The organism is Bacillus sp. UMB0728 (genome assembly GCF_002858875.1).
GTDB lineage: Bacteria > Bacillota > Bacilli > Bacillales > Cytobacillaceae > Bacillus_AB > Bacillus_AB infantis.
The window spans coordinates 655,631-676,619 of record NZ_PKLA01000003.1; the positions used below are offsets into that span (position 1 = coordinate 655,631).

Here is a 20,989-nt window from a genome sequence, read left to right on the forward strand (position 1 = left end):
TCCGAATTAAGGCAGAATAGTGGTCCTACCTCACTCCGCTGGAACCGCTATTTCCGGAATAAAGCAAAATTGTGATCCCGGCTCACAATTCCCAATTCGCTGCTCAAAAAAAGCACAAGCAGGTCCCTGGGTATCCCCCCAGTCCCGCTTGTGCTTCTTTTCAGTCACTCCGCCCCTACCTCGGCTGAGATGATCAGGCCGGCTGCACAGCAGACTACCAATCCCATTACAATCATGAACATGGTCAGCACTCCCTTGGTTTGTTATTTCCTGACTTGAATTTACCATAGGGAAGCATCATGACAGCGCCCTTGTTGTGAAAGTTTTGTTAACCTTGTTTTTTAGCGGCCTTTTTCCGAAAATGCAATGTCAGCAGCAATACGTTCAATAGCATCATTCATTCCTCCCAACCGAACAGTTAGGTGGAGTCCTTCTCCACCCAAAAGATTGCTTGACGGCCCTGCATTAAATAAATCATCTAAAATTCCACCTTTCGCGAAGTATTTTTTCATTAAAGATTAAAATGGACGGTAGATTGAATATTGGCGATCTTTGTTTTGGTCATGGATCTTTTTGGCTTGCTCCTGCATCATAATTTCTTCCGCAGTCATCGTTCGCTTTCTGATCGTAATGGATAAAAATAGAATATTAAGTGTCATAATGTCTCACCTCCCTTGTCATATCCTGCGGGCACGCAAAAAGGCCGCAGAGGATTATCCCCTGCGGCCTTCAAATAGACATAAAAAGCCGCAGGGCACGATTCACCCTGCGGCACGGATATGCTAATTTATGCTATGCATTGAAATTAAGCGTTCCATTCCTTTAAGGCTGAATACGTGTTAAATTTAGTTGTTTTTGACTTCATTACAATTACATTGATCATTTCGTTCAGCCTCCTTTTTCCAGAAATATTCGCTTACATTGGTAAGTATATCCACTTTTAATCCTTTTGTAAACCTAAAATCTGCCTTTTTTTTAATTTTTATTTTTTTCTTATCAGGCAGCTGTAAAAAAGCAAGGAGAATAGCATTGGGAAGTATCAGGATAAGCTTTATAAAAAGTAAAAGGGCTCGGAGTATATCACCCCGAACCCTGCTATCTATAAATCTTTATTTTTTCATCAGAAATTCTTCGCCTTCATCCATCTCGCTGAGCTTGCTCCGCAGCTTTCTGGAAACTGAGAAGAAATATATAGAACCAAGCAGAAACACCATTGAAGCAGCAGCCATGATATTAAGGCTGAAAGCTTCCTTCGCTTCCTGCGGAATGATCACACCCAAATAGAAAAACGCGCCGACTGCCAGTAAAGCAATTGCAAACCTCTTATAATCTACCATTTTCTGATAAAGCTGTTTTGCATGCGTCTTCAATGCGTTCACCTACTTTTCTAAGCTATGCATCTACCATAACATAATTATGGCAGCTATTCGATGTAAATATCTGTTAAATTACTGTCTAATAAAAAGGAGAGCCCTATTCAGGCTCTCCGCTGTTTTACTTTTCCAGTGCGTTTTTCAAGTCTTCAATCAGGTCTTCACTATCTTCAAGTCCGACAGAAATACGTACAAGCCCGTCTGTTATGCCGAGTTCAGCACGGCGCTCCGGTGGGATGGATGCATGCGTCATCCTGGCCGGCACTGAGATGAGGCTTTCAACTGCTCCAAGGCTCTCTGCCAGGGTGAAGTACTTTACCTTGCTGAGGAGCCTGTCGGCATTCTCTTCGCTGCCGACATCAAATGAGACCATTCCGCCAAAGCCCTGTGCCTGTTTTTTGGCCACTTCATGGTTTGGATGCGATTCAATGCCAGGATAGTAAACCTTGCTTACAGAGGGGTGGTTCTGCAGGAATTCAACAATTGCTTTTGTGTTTTCTTCTGTTTCTTCCATGCGCACCCCAAGCGTCTTGATTCCGCGCATCAGCAGCCAGCTGTCCTGCGGGCCAAGCACCCCACCTGTGGAGTTCTGGACAAAATGAAGATCCTCTGCCAGCTTGCTGCTGTTCACGACTACGAGGCCGGCTACTACGTCACTGTGGCCTCCGATATATTTGGTGGCGCTGTGAAGGACAATATCCGCCCCAAGACTGATCGGTGTCTGCCAGTATGGAGTTGAGAATGTATTATCGACGATAGTCAGCAGGCCATGCTTCTTTGCAGCTGCTGCAGCCCCTTCAATGTCTGTGATTTTAAGAAGAGGGTTTGTCGGCGTCTCAAGATAGACAGCCTTTGTATTGGGCTTAATTTCAGCTTCAATGTTGTCAAGATTGCTTGTATCTACAAATGATGACTCTATCCCAAAACGGTTAAGTACTTTGGACATAACGCGGTAGGTGCCTCCGTATACGTCATCTGTCATGATGACATGGTCACCGCTGTCGAACAGCATCATAACGGCTGTAATGGCTGCCATGCCGGAACCGAAGGCAAATCCTGCCGCGCCTCCTTCAAGGTCCTTGATCAGCTCTTCAAGCGCATGCCTTGTCGGGTTTCCTGTCCTGGAATATTCAAAGCCCTTATGTCCCCCGACACCTTCCTGCTTATATGTGCTTACCTGATATATTGGGATATTGACGGCCCCAGTATGCGGGTCTCCTGCAATCCCGCCGTGTATGAGTTTTGTTTTTCTTTTCATATTAAATGCCTCCTTCGTAAATCTTCTTGCTCAAATAGCGTTCACTGCTGTCAGGGAATATCATGATGATATTCGTCCCCGGTGCTGCTTCCTTCGCTTCAGCCAGCGCTGCATGGAGGGCGGCGCCTGAAGAGCTCCCGACCAGGAGACCTTCTTTTTCTGCAGCCTCCTTCACAAGCCTGAACGCATCTGCATCAAGGACAGTATGGATGCTGCTGAAATAGGCTTCATCCATATAATCCGGCAAAAATTCCATGCCGATGCCCTCCGTTTTATGCGGCCCTGATTCTCCGCCATTCAAAATAGATCCCTCGGGCTCCACAATGACGGTTTTGATATCAGGATTTTGTTCCCTTAAGTATCTTGCCGTTCCCATGAAAGTTCCGCCAGTGCCTGCTCCTGCCACAAACACATCAACGTTTCCGGCCATCTGCTCCCAAATTTCGGGGCCAAGCGTCTTATAGTAGGTTTCAGGGTTGGCCGGATTGCCGAACTGCCTTGGACAGTAGGAGCCCGGAATTTCCTTCAATAGTTCATCAGCCTTTGCGATTGCGCCTTTCATTCCAAGCTCAGTCGGAGTATTGATAACCTCCGCTCCCAAAGCCCGCATCAAGTCCTGCTTTTCCAGGCTGAATTTCTCAGGTACGATTACTTTCACGCTAATGCCTTTATTCAGGGCTGCCAGAGCAAGGCCAATCCCGGTATTTCCTGCTGTAGGCTCAACTACCGTACCGCCTTTTTTCAGCTTGCCGCTTTCAAACGCTTCATTCAGAAGCTCCATCCCGAGACGGTCCTTCACACTGCCTCCGGGATTCATGAACTCCAGCTTGGCAAACAGCCTGACTCCTTCAGGCACTTCGAAATGCTGAAGCTCTATGATCGGTGTATTTCCAATAAGCTCATGGACACTTTTAAAAACTTTCAAAGAGGCTCTCTCCCTTTTTTCGCCTTCCTTATGCTTTCTCTTTAAGCGAAGAAACGATTTTCATAACGAGATTTGCTGAATGCAGGGCCGCTTTCTCCAGGAACTGATCGAATGAAACATCAGATTCTTTCCCCGCTATATCTGATAAAGACCGGATGACCACAAATGGAGTTCCAAATTGGTATGAAACCTGTGCGATTGCTGCTGCCTCCATTTCTACAGCCTGCAGATCCGTAAATTTTGTCCTTATTGCCTCGACACGCTCATGATCACTCATGAAGGAATCGCCAGTTGCAATCAGGCCCCTTACAGTTTGTATATCGCTGATTTCCCTGGCACAGTCCTCGGCAATCCTGATAAGATCCTGATCTGCCTCGAATGCTGCAGGCAGCTGGGGCACCTGTCCGTATTCGTAGCCGAACGCCGTAACATCGACATCATGGTGGCGGACTTCCGTGGAAATGACCACATCTCCGACATTAAGCTCAGGATTGAAGCCCCCGGCTGATCCTGTATTGATAATATAGTCGGGCTTGAAGCGTTCGAGAAGAATGGCACTGGACATTGCCGCATTTACTTTGCCGATCCCGGAGCGAAGGAGGATAACCTCGGCTCCATCCATTTTTCCTGAAGTGAATTCACAGCCGGCAATCGTTTCTGCTGCTGCCTCTGAAATATTTTCCCTTAATAGAGTCACTTCTTCTTCCATTGCTCCAATGATTGCTATTTTCATGATAGAACCTCTTTCTTAAATTTTTTCACCTTCCATCAGCCAGACAAAGTCATTGCAGCGGGAAAAACTTGCCTTAAAACCATTCTGTTCCAATATCCCTCTAAGGACCGGGATGGTTGTGTAATATTCACGCTGCAGATCCTCTGCAAGATTGTGGAAGCCTTGGTCTTCTGCATCTGATATCGCTTTCTTATAGGCTTCTTCAGACTCATACATTGTATCCGCAAAAACTATTTTACCACCTATCGCAAGCAGGTGGCTATATGATGCAACCGCTTCGTTCTTTTCTGCATCGGTCAAATGGTGGAAAGCATAAGTAGACACAATCGTATTGACCGGATCCTTATCAGGATAGGATAGAAAATCTCCCTCTACGATAGACGCCTGCCCCCCAAGCTTTTCCCTCGCAATCTTCCTCATGGCAGGAGAAGGCTCAGCACCAGTTACCCGGAGCCCTTTTTCCAGGAGCTTTGCCGTCAGGTTGCCAGTCCCCGGGCCGAACTCCAGTACATGACCCGATGCGCGGCCGGCTACTGCATCCAGGATCCCTTCATAATTTCTGAAAACCTCTTTATATTCAAGATCATGTCCGGTCACACTGTCATCGTATGAATCCGCCCATTGCTCAAACAGCTCAATAAATTCTTTCCCCATTTTTTTCACTCCTGTTTTTGTATACTCATAAATCCTATAAGTATACTATGAATTAAAAAGTGACTTGTTCTCAATTTATCACAGACTATTTTTTTATTCAACAGAAATCATCCAGGAACTTTCTGCACAATCCTTTCCCAAATCTGGGCAGGCCTGTACAAAATCTGCGGAACTTCCTGTAAAATAAGGGTGACAAAGCAAGAAGGGAAGATTCTCATGAACTTTCAATTTGATATGATTGAAGATAAGGTTGAATTTTTTGAGGCGGAGAAATTAAAGGACCTGGAGAAGAAAATAAACGATCAGATTGAAGTAAACAAAGCGATCCTGCTGACTGTCCACCATGTCTCCCATCAAATGCATGTGGATGAGAACGGAAGGACTTACTTTTCTGCCGTCGTTCTCTTTAAATCTAAACATAAATAAAAACCGGCCCCCCGGCAATCTGTTTATACAGATCACCCGGCGGGCCGGTTTTTCCTTTAGGCTTTTTTCGTTAGATTGCTGCTTTCGGAAAAAGACTTTCTCTTTGTAAAGAGAGCAGCTCTTTTCTTATCATGATATTTCATGGTAAGCATTAATGGAAAACAACAAAGTTTAAGAAAAGAGCCTTACTTTATTGGATGCTGTTCAGCTCTTCCATTTTAACAGGCTTCCATCCTTGTCCGTCCACCCATTCAATATAGACACGGTATTTTTCCTGCTGGTCTTTGGTGGAGACGGTACCGACCGATTGATTGGGGCCGTTATTCCCTAAGAACCAGATGGTCATATTGCTCTCAGGTATTCCAGTGGCATAGGTGATGGCCTGGACCATCTCATTCCAGTCCACGCCTTCATAGACGGCTGTGTGCTCGCCTGTCTGGGAAGTGCCGACCGGCTGCCATGAAGGATTAACAATGGTCTTTTCGACATCAGGAGCACTGCCGCCGTCGGTGACCTCTGCATCTCCCTCAATATCCTGGTCTTCTTCCGCTTCTTCTCCATTATCCTCATCTGCATTTTCAGCATCTCCGCCATCCTGGGCGGTATCCTCAGCCTGGTCTGCTTCTTCTTCCTGGCCTGCTGTTTCATCAGATGTATTATTATCATTATCCTTATCATTATTTTCTGGATCGGCTTTTTCAGACGCCGGTGCCTGCTCGGCTGCTTCATCATCATTGCCGCCCAGGAATATCGCGGCAGATACAATAATGATCAATAAGAGCACAACCCCGATCAGCGTATTTAGAATAATATTGGTTTTTCTTCTTTTAGCCCTTTTCCCTGAGCGGGATGACCCGTTTGATTCTTCGAAATTGCCATTCACGTGTTTTTCTCCTCCCCATATATATGGTTGTCAACATTCTACCATGAGTGCCGGCAAAACATGAAGGAATTTGATGTTAGAAAAACTTGCCGGCTGCGGGCTTCTTCTATTCCATTTCTTCATCAAACCCATGGACAGCTTTAACCATATCCGCAAAAAGCGGATTGACTCCCCCTTCGTTCTCTTTGACTCCTAGATTGACTGCGACAAGGGCGTATTTGGGTTTTTCGTAAGGGAAGTATCCCGCAAACCATTTATTATGCAGCTGCTCTCCATCATCGAACTGTCCTGTCTCCGCAGTTCCTGATTTGCCGGCCACTGAATATGGAAGCTCTTTGAACCATCTTCCGGTTCCTTCTTCATTGACAACAACTTCTCTCAAAAGCTTCTGCAGTTTCATAGCCGTATAAGGGGATATTTTGCCGCCCCCTAAATCTTTGGACGGAAATTTCAGCAGCGAGGTTTCATTTTTATATTCAATTTCAGAGGCAACACGGATGCTTTCTTTTTTTCCGCCCTTGGCAATGGTGGCCATCATATTCGCCACCCCAAGCGGAGTGGCCCTCACTTCATGCTGTCCGATGCCGGTCAGGGCGACAAAATTGCTGTCCTTCTTGGCATCCTCTGAGTAAAATACCCGGCCTTCATCCTCCCGCGCGAGCTGATGGAAATCAGTGAAGTGATAGATATCCCCTTCCCAGCCTGACTTTCCTGTAAGAGACAGCTTTCCGGCATAGTCCTCCAGTATGGCAGGATCTATCTCTTTCAGTTCCTTGGCAATGGTTGCAAATGTATTATTGCAGCTCCTGGCAAAGCTGTCTGTAAAATTTAGCATTCCATGCTGGTAAACCGTGTCCGGCTGGCCATTGATTTTCCGGCTGCAGTCAAACTGCCTTTCCGGGCTGTCCAGGTTATAATCAATGGCTGCAGCTGCCACCACCGTTTTAAAAACGGATCCGATAATCTGCTGTTTGATCATTGCATTCACCAGGCCCCCGTCTTTATAAGGGGCCGTTTTATTGATCTGCGGCCTGGACACCATGGCAAGGACGGTATTATTCTCTATATCCAACAAAACCATCCCCCCATTCTGGATTCCATGCACATCTGCCAGCCGTTCTGCTTCCTCCTGAAGGGCCGCATCCAGAGTGGTTTTGATGTTGACAGGATAAAAAGGATTTGCAGGCTCGACATATTTGACGTTTATCCCAAACAGCGGGCCTCCTGCCGCATCCACATGGTAGACAAGTTTGGATTCGCCATCGGGCATCAGAAACTCATCAAAGCTTTCTTCAAGACCGGAAACGCCGATCACGGTATCTTCAGGAAGGTTTTTGCCGGGATAGCGCTTTTGCACCGCTTCTTTATTCTGTCCGGTGATGCCAATCAGCTGTTCTGCCAGATTATTGGCTAGGCTGTATTTTTTTTCAACAGCAAATACACCAGGTATCTTAAGTGAATTGATTTGTTCAGCTTGTACATCGGTCAATTCAATAGGCTTCGGCTTGCCATAGGCAAACGGCTCTTTTGCTCCTTTGATGCTATATAAAAGGGCAGTTTCCGATATGCCTGTGATGGAGGCGACCTTTTGCGAATCCCAATCCATATTTTTCAAAAATGGAAATAAAACCAGTACAGGTATTTCCTGATGGGTCAGGGGCTCGCCATTCCTGTCCAGGAAAGAGCCTCTCCCGCTGTCGATCACCATCTCCTGGGAACGCTGCCTGACGCTGGCATCCAGAAGATTGATATTATGAGCAGAAAAGTGTTCTGCTGAAACAAGCTGGATCTGGATGAGCCGCCCGATCAGCAGAACAATCCCCAGCATGAATATACTTATGACAATGATGGCCCTTTTTTTCCACATAAAAAACACCTCGTCAAAAGTGTTGACGAGGTGTGCCCATTTCAAACCATATTTATGAAAAAGACTGGTTCCTTATTTAATGCTTGTAATGCGGACGCTCATATCCCCGCCCGGTGTCTGAACTGTCACTTCATCCCCGACCCTTTTGCCCATCAGGCTTTTTGCGATTGGAGAATCATTGGAAATCTTTCCTTCAAACGGATCTGCCTCTGCACTTCCGACGATTGTGTAAGATTCTTCTTCTCCATCCGGAAGTTCAACAAATGTAACAGAGCGTCCTAGTGTCACTGTATCGCCGCTTGCCTCATCCTCTTCGATGATCTTTGCATTGCGGATCATATTTTCAAGGGTAGTGATGCGCCCTTCTACAAATGCCTGCTCTTCTTTCGCTGAATCATATTCAGAGTTCTCGGAAAGATCGCCGAAGCTGCGGGCGATTTTGATACGCTCTACAACATCTTTACGCTTTACTGTTTTTAAATGCTCCAGTTCCTGCTCAAGCTTTTCTTTTCCAGCCTGTGTCATTGGGAATACTTTTTCTGTAGCCAATATCCTTCACTCCTTCTAGAATCACAACCCCCATTTAGATTGTGCATTGGTAAGTATGTAAGCATCTGCTTTATTCGCAAATGCACAGGAGCGCGTCCTTTTGACAAAGGGCGCGCATGCTTTCTGTTCATTAGACTTATCTTAACATTTTTTCTATGCTATTGTTTCATAAAAATGACTTTTGTTCAAGAATTGTATGAATTTTTGTTACCATCAGGTCAATGGCCACGTGGTTATGGCCGCCCTCCGGGATGATGATATCTGCGTATCTCTTCGTCGGCTCGATGAATTGGTTGTGCATCGGGCGTACAACATTGACATATTGCTCAATGACTGAATCCATCGATCTGCCCCGTTCCTTAATATCCCTGAAAAGGCGCCTGATGATGCGCAAATCTGCATCGGTATCCACAAAAAGCTTCATATCCATAAGGCTGCGGAGCCTTTCATCCTCCAGTACAAGTATGCCTTCTAGGATGATGACATCCTTTGGCTCCACATGGATGACGTCAGTGGACCTTGTATGCATGGCATAATCATAGACAGGCTTCTCAATGGGTTCATAGCTCTGCAGCTTTTCGATATGCTCAATCAGAAGGTCGTTATCAAATGCAAGCGGATGATCATAATTTGTTTTCAGCCTTTCTTCAAATGGAAGATGGGTCTGATCTTTATAATAATAATCCTGCTCAAGCATTAAGATCGAATGACCCTTAAAGCTTTCATAAATCGCTTTTGTGACACTTGTCTTTCCAGAGCCGGATCCGCCGGCAACACCAATAACAACAGGTTTGCGATTCATTATGTTAAAACTCCTTCCGCATCATGTTGTTAGGGTATACCGGCTTGTCCAGTTTAAACTGGACGATTTGCAGCGGGTGGCGGGCAGCATCCAGTTCGTTGCCTTTTTCATCCCAGATTTTATCGACCACCTGTGTAAAGTTCTCGATTTCCGGGCCGAAAAATTCCACTTCCTGCCCCGGTGCAAATTTATTGCGCTGCTGAAGTGTGACGATTTGCGTTTCTTCATCATATCCAAGGACCAGGCCGGCAAAATCATTGGTCGTCTTTTTGCTATGATTTCCAAACATCTGCTCTTTATACCCTGGAACCCCTTCAAAGAAGGCAGGCGCCGTTTCCCTGTTCGCACACTTGTCCAATTCCTCCAGCCATTCCTGCCTGATCACAAAATTATCGGGATCCGCACAATAAGCATCAATGACCTTGCGATAAACACTGACAACTGTAGCCACATAATGGATCGACTTCATGCGGCCTTCAATCTTGAGGCTGTCGATGCCCAATTCAATCATGCGCGGTATCGATTCTATCAGCTTCAGATCCTTAGGGCTCATGGCAAAAGGTGCATCCTGTTCCTGGAATAACGGCACTTCCTCAGAGCCTTCCAGCTTGTACAAATCATAATCCCAGCGGCATGACTGGCAGCAGCCTCCACGGTTGGAGTCCCTTGCTGTCATGTGGTTGCTCAGCGTACAGCGGCCTGAATAGGCGATGCACATTGCGCCATGGATGAATGTTTCAATTTCAATATCCACTTTTTCCTTCATTTCACGGATTTCTTCGGCACTAGTTTCCCTTGCAAGCACAACCCGCTCAAGCCCTTCTTCCTTCCAGAACTGAACGGCCTTCCAATTTGAAAGTGACTGCTGGGTGCTCAGGTGAACCTCGATTTCAGGGGCAACCCTGCGGCAGGTTTCAATGATAAGGGGATCAGCTACGATAATTCCAGCCACTCCCGCTTCCTTGAGGCCGAGAAGATAGTCCTCAAGCCCGTCAATATTTTCGTTATGGGCAAAGATATTGGTCGTCACGTAAATTTTTGCACCATAGCTCTTTGCGAACTCTACGCCTTCCTTCATTTCCTCAAATGTAAAATTGCCGGCATTTGACCGGAGCCCATACTCCTGGCCGCCGATGAAAACGGCATCTGCGCCATAGTGGACGGCAATTTTCAGCTTTTCCAGGTTTCCGGCCGGAGCAAGAAGCTCAGGCTTTTTGACGATTACCCTTTTGCCGTCCACTATTTGCGAGATATTATCTTTAATTGCGTTCACGATAAAACCTCCTGATTATAAGTCAAAATAGGCTTAATAGTTTTGAATTAATATACGGTTTCTTTAAAGAAGAAGCCTGTATCCAGCGGCCTGCTGTCAGGCTGGATTTCTTCCGCCGCGTTCAGCAGATCATCTTTCACTTCTTCGTATTCTTCAGGACTTTCTGTGCACAAATCGATTGCTTTGCGGTAGAGCTTTGTGGTTTCCAGGATATAATCTGCAGATTTTAAGATACCGTCAATCTTGAATGAATCCACACCGGCCTCGACCATTTCCTGGAGCTCATCAATAATGCAGATATCATTAGGGCTCATGATATGGGTCCCGTTTGCGTCTTCAAAAATCGGATATTTATTCTCCCGTTCTTTATCATGAAGGAACATATTCTGCTCTTTCGCCCGGTTTTCGACCTTCATCGCTTTTCCCTGGTATTCATAATAGTTCCCGAGAAGGGAGCGCTTAGATTGGAACATGGCAGTCATGCCGTGAACCTGGACCTCGATTTCAACTTCTGCGTTTTCCTTGATTTCAATAATCGAATCCATATTGATTTCACGGGCAAGCACAGAGCGCTTGGCACCTTTTCTTCCCCAGTAGTTGCATGTATACCAGTTTGTGGCTGTTGTTTCTGTATTCCAGTGCAGCTTCATGTCAGGTGCTGCCTCACGTGCTGCCATCAATACAGCCGGATCGCCGAAAATAACCGCGTCTGCCCCTGATTCCTGCACAAAACGGATATAATCGCCAAGCTCGTCCACTGTTTCATTATGGAAAATGGCGTTCATAGCCACATACACTTTTTTGCCTTTTGAATGGGCCAATGTGATTGCTTCTGCTACTTGTTCCCTGCTGAATTCGCCGGCCAGCCTCAGGCCGTATCTCTGCTCGCCAACTACAAAAGCGTCTGCCCCAGCTTCCGCAAGCGGGATGATATCTTCTGTACCTGTTGGAGTAACAAGCAATTCAGGTTTTTTCATTGTGGTCACCTCTTTTTACTGATTGCAACGCCGTCGCCGACCGGAAGAATGACAGTATCATAATCCGGATGGTTCATCAGCCATGCGTTGAACTCGCTGATTTTCTTCACAAGACTGCGAATGCGCTTATTCTCGATCTCACTTTCACAGACTAGCCCTTTAAACAGGACATTGTCCGTTATGATCAAGCCGCCATCTGATAGCTGACGCGCATAGATCTCAAAGAATTTTTTATACTGGCCTTTTGCCGCATCGATGAATACCGCATCGTAAGGACCATATTTTAATGTTTCTCCCTCGAGCTCAAGGGCGTCACCCTCAAGCAGGGTGATCTGGTCTTCCCGGTCTGCAGCCCTGATATATCCGCGGGCCGATTCAATCCGCTCTTCATCCCTTTCAATTGTCACAATATGTGCATCAGGGATCGCGAACGACATCCGGAGAGCAGAGTATCCTATTGCTGCACCAACTTCAAGTATTTGCTTCGGCTTTTGAATCCTGAGCAGCTGGAGAAGCGCTTCTATCCCCGGCAGCTCCATGATGGGTACACCATTATCTTTTGCATACTCCTCCATCTCAAGGAAAAGTCCCGGCCGTTCAGGAATCAGTCCCTCTATATATCCATGTACTTTATCTGTCAGCAAGCAGTCTTCCCCTCCATCCTTTTACCGCCTGCAGCCCTCCGTTTCAGGCATGAAAAAATAGCGCACAACAGAGCGGATGTTTCGCAAAGCCTTAAGGAAGGCCGTACAGAAAAGGGCTTAAGTGAAGCCAATCCATGCTTGTCTGTGGTTCACGCTATCACACATGCGTATGAAGGATGCACAGGCTTACTGTGCAGAAAGATAATAATCGCTATATAGGCATCTGCCGGCAGTTCCGCTGCAGCGTGCCGGGCAGAAAGAATCCGCCAATTAAACAGTCTGTATAAAACACTTGAACTATTTTACCATAAACAAAAAGGGAATGCGAGTGTTTCCGCATTCCCTTTTTCTGGCCTCCCGAAACGCTTCTGAAGCAATTGCAGCACGTGCCGGGAGCCCTGAGTCATTTCTAATTATTTGTTATGTGTTCTGCTTTCTTCTCATTATGCTCATCAAGTGTGTTGGAGAATAGGACTTCTCCCTCCGGGGTGGCAAGGAAGTACAGGAAATCCGTGTCCTCCGGGTTAAGGGCCGCTTCAATTGACATGGTGCCTGCGTTGGCGATCGGACCAGGGGTCAATCCCGTGTTTTTGTACGTATTGTACGGTGAGTCCACTTCAAGGTCCTTATAAAGGACTCTCGACTTGTGTTCTCCCTTTGCATAAAGGACTGTCGGGTCAGTCTGAAGCGGCATGCCCGTTTCAATCCTGTTGTAGAATACGCTGGCAATTTTATTCCGGTCCACCTGCTGGGTAGCCTCTTCCTCGATGAGGGAAGCCATGGTCAAAAGCTGGTGCGGAGTCATATTCTGCTCTTCTGCCTGAGGGCTGTACTCTGCAAGCACCTCTCGTGTCTTATCGAGCATAACTTTCACAATCTCTTCCATAGTTGGATCTTCTTTATAAAATGGGTATGTTGCAGGGAAGAGATATCCTTCCAGCGGATATTTGATATTTTCATTCAGTATTTCTTCTGTCAGCACCTCTGGATATTGTTCCATCAATGTGCTGATGAATTCCTTATCATTAAGCTTGGCAAAAACATCCTCTTGCTTCTGCCCGGTTTTATCGGCAATAATACCGGATATCTGGTCAAGCTGATTGCCTTCAGGAATAGCCAGCTTAAACACGGCTTCCTGCACGACCTTTCCAGTCTTCAAGCTTTCAATAATTTCAGGGATCGTCATTGACGGATTCAGAGGATAATCCCCTGCCATGAATCCGGATTCGTTTTTAAGCTTAACATAATACTTGAAGACGCGGGCATCCTTGATGAGCCCTTTATCCTCCAGCAGGCGTGAGATCTCGCCAACGGAAGACCCGATCGGCACTTCAACGGGAATTTTCTTCTTATTGCCCGGATCAGTTGGCTCAAGAGCCGACTTTATGTAAAAGTAGCCTCCTCCGGCAACCAGGCCGACTGTAAGCACAAGGACTGCCGCAATGATCAGCACAATCTTGCGGACTACCTTTGCCTCACTCTGACGCTCCAGCATCTTTTGCCGAATCAGGTCTTTTTTAGAATTCTTTTCTTCAGCAGACATCTAATCCCCCTCAGTGTACAGGATTCTAAGGCTGTTTGGCCTGTTCCTTTATATAATCTCGCATTATTATACTATACTTTCAAAATCAGCGTGCGAAATTTAGCGAAAAACCAAAAATTTTCCACTCTTTTCCTTGAGAAAAGCGTAAGCGCCTTGCTCACCCTTAAGGAACCCAGCCTAATAACGCCACGTCCTGTGGCAACGCCTGCATGACACCCATCCCCGGGGGCCTTAAGACAACCCCCCCCCGGAAAGGCGTTCTTTTTGGGAGGATTGTCTTGTGACCTCGAGGGGGCAGGCCCAGCTGCTAGACAGTGATTAAATTAGAACAGAAAAGAAAAACCGGTCCCTCTAAAGGACCGGTTCAGCTCTTATTCTTCGCCTTCTTCTTCATCAAGGAAGGTATTGAGCATTTCCTCAATCATATCCCACTCTTCATCTGTTTCAACCGGCAGCAGGTCGCCTTCTTCACTTTCCCCAGGCACATATGCAGAAGCATGGATCTCGATGTCATCCTGATCATCTTCATCTGCTCCTACAGGATAGTATAATACGTAAGACTTGCCAAATTCCTCAGAGTCGAATGTGAAGAGCACCTCACATAATTGTTCGTTGCCGTCTTCATCTACGATTGTAATGTTCTTTTCTCCGTGTTCCATTATGCCACCTCATCATTTCCGGCTGTCCAGATATCCTTGAAGGATCATGCTGGCAGCCATTTTATCGATTACTTTTTTCCTTTTTTTCCTGCTTACATCAGCTTCAAGCAAAACGCGTTCTGCTGCCATTGTAGTCAGGCGTTCATCCCAAAGGACGACAGGAAGCCCGAAGAGCCTTTCTAGCTCGCCGGCAAAAAACTGGCTTGCTTCTCCCCGGGGACCAATCGTCCCGTTCATGTTCTTAGGGAGGCCTACCACAATGGTGCTGACATCGTACTCTTTAATTATTTTACCTAATTGATCAAAACCAAACTCTTTTTCTTCTTCATTAATGCGGATGGTCTCCAATCCCTGCGCAGTCCAGCCAAGCTCATCGCTCAGCGCTACGCCTACAGTCTTGGAACCCACATCCAGCCCCATGCTTCTCATAATAGTCTATCCCTCTCGCTGCTGCTTTAAATACGATTTGACCAATTCTTCAATTATCTCGTCCCGTTCAAGTTTCCGGATGATATTTCGTGCATCTTTATGGCGCGGGATGTATGCAGGATCTCCTGAAAGAAGGTACCCGACAATCTGGTTAATGGGGTTGTACCCTTTTTCTTGAAGTGCTTCATAGACTTGCAGAAGAACATCATTTACATCATGTTCAAATGGCTCCTCAGGAAAATTGAATCTCATTGTCTTATCAAATGAGCTCATCACATTACACCTCGCTTTTCTGCATTGCGGCCGGAACCGGCACAGTTCATGAAGCTTGTACCGGCTTTTCGGCCCCGCACAGCAAATGTTAATAGTTACCTACATTCTACACTACTTTCAAACGATATCAAACGGATTTTACCCATTCTTCCACAAATTGAAGCGCACTTTCCAGTTTTTCAGGATCTTTTCCGCCTGCCTGTGCCATATCCGGACGGCCGCCGCCTCCTCCGCCGCAGCGTGCTGCCACCTCTTTGATGACTTTTCCGGCATGATAGCCTTTTTCGATATAGTCCTTTGTCACAGCTGCGATGAGATTCACTTTCCCTTCATTCACACTGCCAAGCACGACAACTGCCGAACCGAGCTTCTGCTTCAGATCATCCGCCATATTGCGGAGGTTGTTCATATCTGCTGCCTGAACCTTTGCAGCCAGATAAGTGATCCCATTCTCTTCCTTGGCTTTTGAAACAAGGCTTCCAGCTTCAATATTGCCCAATTTGGCTGAAAGGGATTCATTTTCGCGCTGAAGCTGCCTCATTTCGCCGAGAAGTGCATCCACCCTGGAAGCCACATCCCGCGGGCTCGACTTCAGTGAAGCTGCGGCTTCGGTCAGGATATTGACCTGTTCCTTAAGAAGCTTGTAAGCTGCTTCGCCAGTCGCTGCTTCAATCCTTCTTGTTCCTGCGCCTATTCCGCTTTCAGAGATAATCTTGAACAAACCAATGGCCGACGTATTGCGGACATGGCAACCGCCGCAGAGCTCAAGGCTGTAATCGCCCACTTGGACCACTCTGACAACATCTCCGTATTTCTCTCCGAATAATGCCATTGCCCCCATTGCCTTCGCTTCATCGATTCCTTTGTTTTCTATGACGACATTCAGGCTGCTCCAGATCTTTTCATTGACGATTTCTTCGATTTTTTCCAGTTCATCTTCCTTCACTTGCCCGAAATGGGAGAAGTCAAAGCGAAGGCGGTCCGGACCAACAAGTGAGCCTGCCTGGTTTACATGCGTGCCAAGCACATCCTTGAGAGCCTGGTGCAATAGATGGGTAGCTGTATGGTTCTTAATCACTTTGTTCCGGGAATCCGGATCGACTTTCGCCGTGACGCCGGCTTCGGTTTCCAGAATGCCGCTTTCCACTACTGCACTATGCAGGTTCTGGCCGTTCGGCGCTTTTTGGACATCTTTAATGATGACCTTAACCCCTTCGCCCTCAAGAACGCCTTTATCGGCAATCTGCCCGCCGCTTTCTGCATAGAATGGAGTCTGGTCAAGAATCAGCTGCACTTCTTCGCCTGCCCCGGCTGCTTCGGCCACTTGCCCGTCCTTGATGATGACAGCGACGTCAGATTTCGCTTCAAGTCCCTCATAGCCGACGAACCGGCTTTCAGTCTTGATGTCGCCAAGCACACCTTCCTGGACCTTCATAGAGCCGACGTCCTGGCGTGCTGTACGCGCGCGTTCACGCTGGCCTTCCATTTCAGCTTCAAAGCCGTCCTGGTCGATCTTCATGCCTTCTTCTTCGGCATATTCCTCTGTCAATTCAACAGGGAAACCGTAAGTGTCATACAGGCGGAATACGTCCGAGCCCGGAATAATATTGCTGCCCTTTTCTTTTTCCTTCTTAATGACAGATGAAAGGATGGAAAGGCCGTCATTCAAAGTCTCGTGGAAACGCTCCTCTTCATTCTTGATGACCTTTTTGATGAATTCGGCCTTTTCCGTTACCTGCGGGTAGAAATCTGCCATGATTTCCCCGACAACATCTACCAGCTCAAACATGAATGGGCGGTTAATATTGATCTGCTTTGCATAGCGGACTGCCCTGCGAAGGAGTCTGCGCAGTACATACCCTCTGCCTTCATTGGAAGGAAGGGCACCGTCCCCGATTGCGAATGCAACTGTCCTTATATGGTCAGCTATAACCTTGAACGCTGTGTCCTGTTCATTGCTTTCCCCATATTTGCTTCCTGAAATCTTCTCCACTGCATGGATGATCGGCATGAACAGGTCTGTATCAAAGTTTGTTGCCACGTTCTGGACAACAGATGCCATGCGTTCAAGACCCATGCCTGTATCAATGTTCTTCTTTGGGAGCGGTGTATAAGTGCCATCCGGGTTATGGTTGAACTCGGAGAATACCAGGTTCCAAACCTCGAGGTAACGCTCATTTTCGCCGCCTGGATAAAGCTCAGGATCATTTTGGTCATCCCCATACTCTGGTCCCCTGTCATAGAAAATCTCGGTGTTCGGTCCGCTCGGGCCTTCCCCGATATCCCAGAAGTTGCCCTCAAGGCGGATAATCCTTTCTTCAGGCACTCCGATTTTATTCGTCCAGATGCTGAAGGCTTCTTCATCTTCCGGGTGGATGGTGACTGACAGCTTTTCTTTGTCAAATCCAATCCAGCGCTCATCCGTCAGAAACTCCCATGCCCAGTCGATTGCTTCTTCCTTAAAATAGTCGCCGATCGAGAAGTTCCCCAGCATTTCAAAGAAAGTGTGGTGGCGCGCCGTTTTGCCGACATTCTCGATATCATTTGTGCGGATTGATTTTTGGGCGTTGGTAATCCTTGGGTTTTCCGGTATCACCCTGCCATCAAAATACTTCTTCAATGTTGCCACACCGCTGTTGATCCATAGCAATGAAGGATCATCGTGGGGCACAAGTGGCGCACTCGGTTCTACAGAATGGCCTTTTTCCTTGAAAAATTCTAAAAACAGTCGGCGTATTTCTGAACCTGTAAGATTTCTCATTAGAATTTCCTCCTGATCTTATTTTGCCGCCATTGCTTCAAGTGCAGGGCAGCGAAGAATTCTTTAAAAACAACACAAAAAGCCCTCATCCCTGGACAGGGACGAGAGCTTGCTCGCGGTACCACCCTGATTACGAAAGTAAACTTTCGTCTCTCAAGCTCCTTAACGCGGAGAACGGCAGGGATTAGCTGCACTCAGGATTAGCGTTCTGTTATTCTTCATCCGGAATCCTTTCAGCCGCGGAATTCCTCTCTGGTGCACCACTTATAAAAGAGATGCCAGGATGGTCTATAACATACTCGATCCTTCTTCATGTTGTTCTTATCTTCAATTATCGTATAGTCGCATTATACTGATATGAAAATTGATTTGTCAATCTGTTCTTTTCAGGCGGTTTCATTTTTACTCCTGACATCCGCTATTCGGCTGCCGGTTTTGCTGGAAAGTGCCTTCTCGCATGGATGGCGCCTACTTTAAGGACGGCCAGCACTGGAACTGCCAATATAAGGCCGGCAACACCGGCGATTTCCCCGCCTGCCAGCAGGGAAAACATAATAAGGAGCGGATGCATATGCAGGCTCTTGCCTACAATCAGCGGAGACAGGATGTTTCCTTCCAGGAATTGAAGAACCATGACGATGACTGCCGCAAAAATGATCATTTTCACTGACATGGTAGAAGCAATCAGTACAGCCGGCACCGCCCCGATGATCGGGCCAAAATAAGGTATAACATTCGTTGCCCCGATGATTGCCCCTAAAAGAAGCGGATACTTTATGCCAGCAATCCAGAAGAACAGGGAACTCAACGCACCGATGACTGCACATACAAGCAGCTGCCCCCGTATATAGCTTCCCAATGATTTATCAGCATCCCGAAGGAACAGGCTTCCGCTTTCCCTCCATTTTTTTGGCGTGAGATACCAGACTGCTTTTTTCATCAGCAGGAAGTCCTTCAGCATATAAAAGGATATAAACGGAATAATGATCAGAATCAAAGCAAAGTTCAGAATAGCCCCTGCAAATGCCATCGCCCTTGAGAGAAGCCTGTCAAGAGAGGCTTCTAGCGACTGGATTCCTTCATCGATCCTGAGCTGGACAGGCTCAGGCCATTGGGACGTCTTCGACTGGAGAAGAAGAAGCCACTCCCGGTACTGGTCGGCCAGCTGCGGAGCGTGCTCAGCCAGGTCCCTGATCTGGACTATAATGGCCGGAAGCCCCTTGTAAAGCGCATAGCCTGCTCCCCCAAAGAAAAGGGTATAGATGATGATGACCGCCAGGCCGCGATGGAGGCCTGCTTCATGGAGACGCTCAACTACCGGATGAAGAAGATATGTAATAAACGCTGCAGCTGCAAATGGAAAGATAATAATAAAAAGCGTCCTGATGACCGGGAGCCACAACGGCTGAAGCTTTAAAAATGTAAATAAGACAATGAAAAGCAGCAGAAGGAAACCAAGCCTGTAAAACCATTTCAACCGGATATCCATTTTTCCCACCTCATTTGTAGTGTGAAGCAGGAAGCTTAAAATATGCAAAAATCCCCCGGAATGGGGGATAGAATCATGAAAATGAACGAACAATCCTGTTTTGAAGTTTCTTCATCTGCCTTGAAGACATGATGTCATTTTTTTGAATATAATTTTGGGCTGCCATGCCGGCGCCGATGAGAAGAGCTGTTGTCATTAGTCTGTTCATGCTGTCACCTCTTCTATTCATAGTATATAGCGGCGGTCATCTTCATCAAACAGGTCATCCAGGGAGCTCAGGGTCCCGTCTTCCTCTACCTGATGGGTGCTGATGACTCCTTTTGACAAGGACAGCTCAATGAAGCAGCTCCAGCAATAATATTGGTTTATCCCGATTTTTCCAATATCTTTGCTTTGGCAGTTAGGGCATTTTAACATATGGTGGACACCTCGCATTGTTTGGCAAGCCAGCCTGTTCAGAAAGAGCAAACGGCTAATTCTTAGCGTTAACAATGATGGCATCCTTTCCAAATGCAGGCGGTTCATCTGAATTGACTACCTTTTTTCCTTCGGTTATATCCGAAAAGAAGCCATCTGATAACTCATACCCTACAATCGTGCCCAATTCTTCCAGAAAATATACATCCTCCAGAAGGCCGAGCTGCTCCCCCTCACGGGAAATCAGCATCTTACCGCAGATCCGATGCTGATTTTCAAAGGTATAGCCGGAAAGACGTTTTACCGGAGAAAGCCCGGAAGCTGTTTTAATCATCACTCCGCCGCTGCCAAAGCTTGCAATGGATGCAAAGGGAATCAGAAATTTTTTTTTCAGAAATGCGCCTTTGCGGAGGAGAAGACCGGTGATGCTTCCTTCCTCTGAAATGCATATATCATGCACTTCACCGACTGAAGTCCCGTTCTCCATGTCAAAGACAGGCATCCCTTTCAGCAAGGAAAAAGTCCGCAAAGATCGTCCCACCTTCCCGAACATTATTATTGTCTGCCCCCCGCCCTTGAATTATGAGGCAAAAAATTTACCTTAACTAACAGGAACAAAAGCGTAAGCGCCTTGATCACCTTAAGGAACGCAGACTAAGAACGCCACGTCCTGTGGCAACGTCTGCATGACCAGCTTCCTGGGGGCCTCAAGGCAAACCTCCCGGAAAGGCGTTCTTTGCCTTTTTGGGAGGTTTGCCTTGTGACCTCGGCGCAGCTGCTGGACGTGGATCAAGAGTTGGAAATTTTCCACAAGTCTTTCAAATTGTAAAATCTTTAACAGAAAAAACCTGCCAGGCGACTGCGCCGGACAGGTTCATTCTCATTCTTTTTCAGCTCTTTCAATAATTTCATTTCTTTCTCCGCCATCTGAAAGCTCTTCAGAAAATTGGAGTTCTTCTCCGTTTCCGATCAGCTCTGATGATTTAATTTCTGCTGCGGGGAGATTATTGTTCGGAGCGCTTTCCTGATTCCATTTTCTCATTTGCCAGCACCT

General features: G+C 46.7%; 24 protein-coding genes. 1 reads left to right on the forward strand and 23 read right to left on the reverse strand.

Annotated elements, in window-relative coordinates; all coding sequences use genetic code 11:
* Positions 1 to 518: 518 nt before the first annotated feature.
* The 6 genes from CYJ37_RS14380 to CYJ37_RS14405 all read right to left on the reverse strand — a co-directional run bounded on the left by CYJ37_RS14380 (position 519) and on the right by CYJ37_RS14405 (position 4,943).
* Entirely contained in the window at positions 519 to 659 is a 141-nt protein-coding gene (locus tag CYJ37_RS14380; protein ID WP_101550371.1) for a YrzI family small protein, read from the reverse strand.
* 450 nt (positions 660 to 1,109) lie between these two features.
* A complete protein-coding gene (locus CYJ37_RS14385) occupies positions 1,110 to 1,370 on the reverse strand; it encodes a YrhC family protein (protein WP_009796253.1) in 261 nt (86 codons plus the stop codon).
* Between the two features lie 124 nt (positions 1,371 to 1,494).
* Entirely contained in the window at positions 1,495 to 2,631 is a 1,137-nt protein-coding gene (locus CYJ37_RS14390; protein ID WP_101550373.1) for a bifunctional cystathionine gamma-lyase/homocysteine desulfhydrase, read from the reverse strand.
* A gap of 1 nt (position 2,632) precedes the next feature.
* On the reverse strand, positions 2,633 to 3,556 hold the full coding sequence (locus CYJ37_RS14395; RefSeq protein WP_101550375.1) for a PLP-dependent cysteine synthase family protein: 924 nt from the start codon (positions 3,554 to 3,556) through the stop codon (positions 2,633 to 2,635).
* Positions 3,557 to 3,584: 28 nt separating this feature from the next.
* The gene (mtnN, locus tag CYJ37_RS14400; protein ID WP_009796256.1) at positions 3,585 to 4,289 is read right to left on the reverse strand and encodes a 5'-methylthioadenosine/S-adenosylhomocysteine nucleosidase; all 705 of its coding nucleotides are present in this window, start codon (positions 4,287 to 4,289) and stop codon (positions 3,585 to 3,587) included.
* 15 nt (positions 4,290 to 4,304) lie between these two features.
* A complete protein-coding gene (locus CYJ37_RS14405; protein WP_101550377.1) occupies positions 4,305 to 4,943 on the reverse strand; it encodes a class I SAM-dependent methyltransferase in 639 nt (212 codons plus the stop codon).
* A gap of 216 nt (positions 4,944 to 5,159) precedes the next feature.
* Between CYJ37_RS14405 and CYJ37_RS14410 the strand changes: the two genes are divergently transcribed.
* Entirely contained in the window at positions 5,160 to 5,369 is a 210-nt protein-coding gene (locus CYJ37_RS14410) for a YrzA family protein (RefSeq protein WP_009796258.1), read from the forward strand.
* A 190-nt stretch (positions 5,370 to 5,559) separates the two neighbouring features.
* On the opposite strand, the gene CYJ37_RS14415 is transcribed toward CYJ37_RS14410, so the two are convergent.
* The 17 genes from CYJ37_RS14415 to CYJ37_RS27315 form a co-directional block, all read right to left on the reverse strand.
* Entirely contained in the window at positions 5,560 to 6,252 is a 693-nt protein-coding gene (locus CYJ37_RS14415) for a DUF1510 family protein (RefSeq protein WP_101550379.1), read from the reverse strand.
* A 106-nt stretch (positions 6,253 to 6,358) separates the two neighbouring features.
* On the reverse strand, positions 6,359 to 8,119 hold the full coding sequence (locus CYJ37_RS14420) for a peptidoglycan D,D-transpeptidase FtsI family protein (protein WP_101550380.1): 1,761 nt from the start codon (positions 8,117 to 8,119) through the stop codon (positions 6,359 to 6,361).
* Positions 8,120 to 8,191: 72 nt separating this feature from the next.
* Complete coding sequence (greA, locus tag CYJ37_RS14425) at positions 8,192 to 8,668, reverse strand: transcription elongation factor GreA (RefSeq protein WP_009791707.1); 477 nt, start codon at positions 8,666 to 8,668, stop codon at positions 8,192 to 8,194.
* 166 nt (positions 8,669 to 8,834) lie between these two features.
* Positions 8,835 to 9,470, reverse strand: a complete 636-nt coding sequence (gene udk, locus CYJ37_RS14430; RefSeq protein ID WP_009791706.1) for a uridine kinase — start codon at positions 9,468 to 9,470, stop codon at positions 8,835 to 8,837.
* A 4-nt stretch (positions 9,471 to 9,474) separates the two neighbouring features.
* Positions 9,475 to 10,743, reverse strand: a complete 1,269-nt coding sequence (locus CYJ37_RS14435) for a peptidase U32 family protein (RefSeq protein ID WP_101550382.1) — start codon at positions 10,741 to 10,743, stop codon at positions 9,475 to 9,477.
* Positions 10,744 to 10,790: 47 nt separating this feature from the next.
* Positions 10,791 to 11,720, reverse strand: a complete 930-nt coding sequence (locus CYJ37_RS14440; protein WP_101550384.1) for a peptidase U32 family protein — start codon at positions 11,718 to 11,720, stop codon at positions 10,791 to 10,793.
* A gap of 5 nt (positions 11,721 to 11,725) precedes the next feature.
* Positions 11,726 to 12,364 (reverse strand): O-methyltransferase, encoded by a 639-nt coding sequence (locus CYJ37_RS14445; RefSeq protein ID WP_009791703.1) that lies wholly within the window; start codon positions 12,362 to 12,364, stop codon positions 11,726 to 11,728.
* A gap of 409 nt (positions 12,365 to 12,773) precedes the next feature.
* On the reverse strand, positions 12,774 to 13,907 hold the full coding sequence (mltG, locus tag CYJ37_RS14450; protein ID WP_101550386.1) for an endolytic transglycosylase MltG: 1,134 nt from the start codon (positions 13,905 to 13,907) through the stop codon (positions 12,774 to 12,776).
* Positions 13,908 to 14,278: 371 nt separating this feature from the next.
* Positions 14,279 to 14,566: a DUF1292 domain-containing protein gene (locus tag CYJ37_RS14455; protein WP_009791701.1), complete on the reverse strand. Its 288-nt coding sequence runs from the start codon at positions 14,564 to 14,566 to the stop codon at positions 14,279 to 14,281.
* Positions 14,567 to 14,578: 12 nt separating this feature from the next.
* On the reverse strand, positions 14,579 to 14,995 hold the full coding sequence (gene ruvX, locus CYJ37_RS14460) for a Holliday junction resolvase RuvX (protein ID WP_094766997.1): 417 nt from the start codon (positions 14,993 to 14,995) through the stop codon (positions 14,579 to 14,581).
* A gap of 6 nt (positions 14,996 to 15,001) precedes the next feature.
* Positions 15,002 to 15,268: an IreB family regulatory phosphoprotein gene (locus CYJ37_RS14465; protein ID WP_009796225.1), complete on the reverse strand. Its 267-nt coding sequence runs from the start codon at positions 15,266 to 15,268 to the stop codon at positions 15,002 to 15,004.
* Between the two features lie 127 nt (positions 15,269 to 15,395).
* Positions 15,396 to 18,029 carry an alanine--tRNA ligase gene (alaS, locus tag CYJ37_RS14470; RefSeq protein WP_101550388.1) on the reverse strand — a complete coding sequence of 878 codons (2,634 nt, stop codon included), beginning with the start codon at positions 18,027 to 18,029 and terminating at the stop codon, positions 15,396 to 15,398.
* A gap of 418 nt (positions 18,030 to 18,447) precedes the next feature.
* Positions 18,448 to 19,518 (reverse strand): AI-2E family transporter, encoded by a 1,071-nt coding sequence (locus CYJ37_RS14475; RefSeq protein WP_101550390.1) that lies wholly within the window; start codon positions 19,516 to 19,518, stop codon positions 18,448 to 18,450.
* A 73-nt stretch (positions 19,519 to 19,591) separates the two neighbouring features.
* Positions 19,592 to 19,726, reverse strand: a complete 135-nt coding sequence (locus CYJ37_RS14480) for a YrzQ family protein (protein ID WP_022544219.1) — start codon at positions 19,724 to 19,726, stop codon at positions 19,592 to 19,594.
* 17 nt (positions 19,727 to 19,743) lie between these two features.
* Positions 19,744 to 19,935 carry a hypothetical protein gene (locus CYJ37_RS14485; RefSeq protein WP_009796221.1) on the reverse strand — a complete coding sequence of 64 codons (192 nt, stop codon included), beginning with the start codon at positions 19,933 to 19,935 and terminating at the stop codon, positions 19,744 to 19,746.
* A gap of 55 nt (positions 19,936 to 19,990) precedes the next feature.
* On the reverse strand, positions 19,991 to 20,464 hold the full coding sequence (locus CYJ37_RS14490) for a PRC-barrel domain-containing protein (RefSeq protein WP_101550392.1): 474 nt from the start codon (positions 20,462 to 20,464) through the stop codon (positions 19,991 to 19,993).
* A gap of 351 nt (positions 20,465 to 20,815) precedes the next feature.
* The gene (locus CYJ37_RS27315) at positions 20,816 to 20,977 is read right to left on the reverse strand and encodes a hypothetical protein (protein WP_009796218.1); all 162 of its coding nucleotides are present in this window, start codon (positions 20,975 to 20,977) and stop codon (positions 20,816 to 20,818) included.
* Positions 20,978 to 20,989 lie beyond the last annotated feature (12 nt).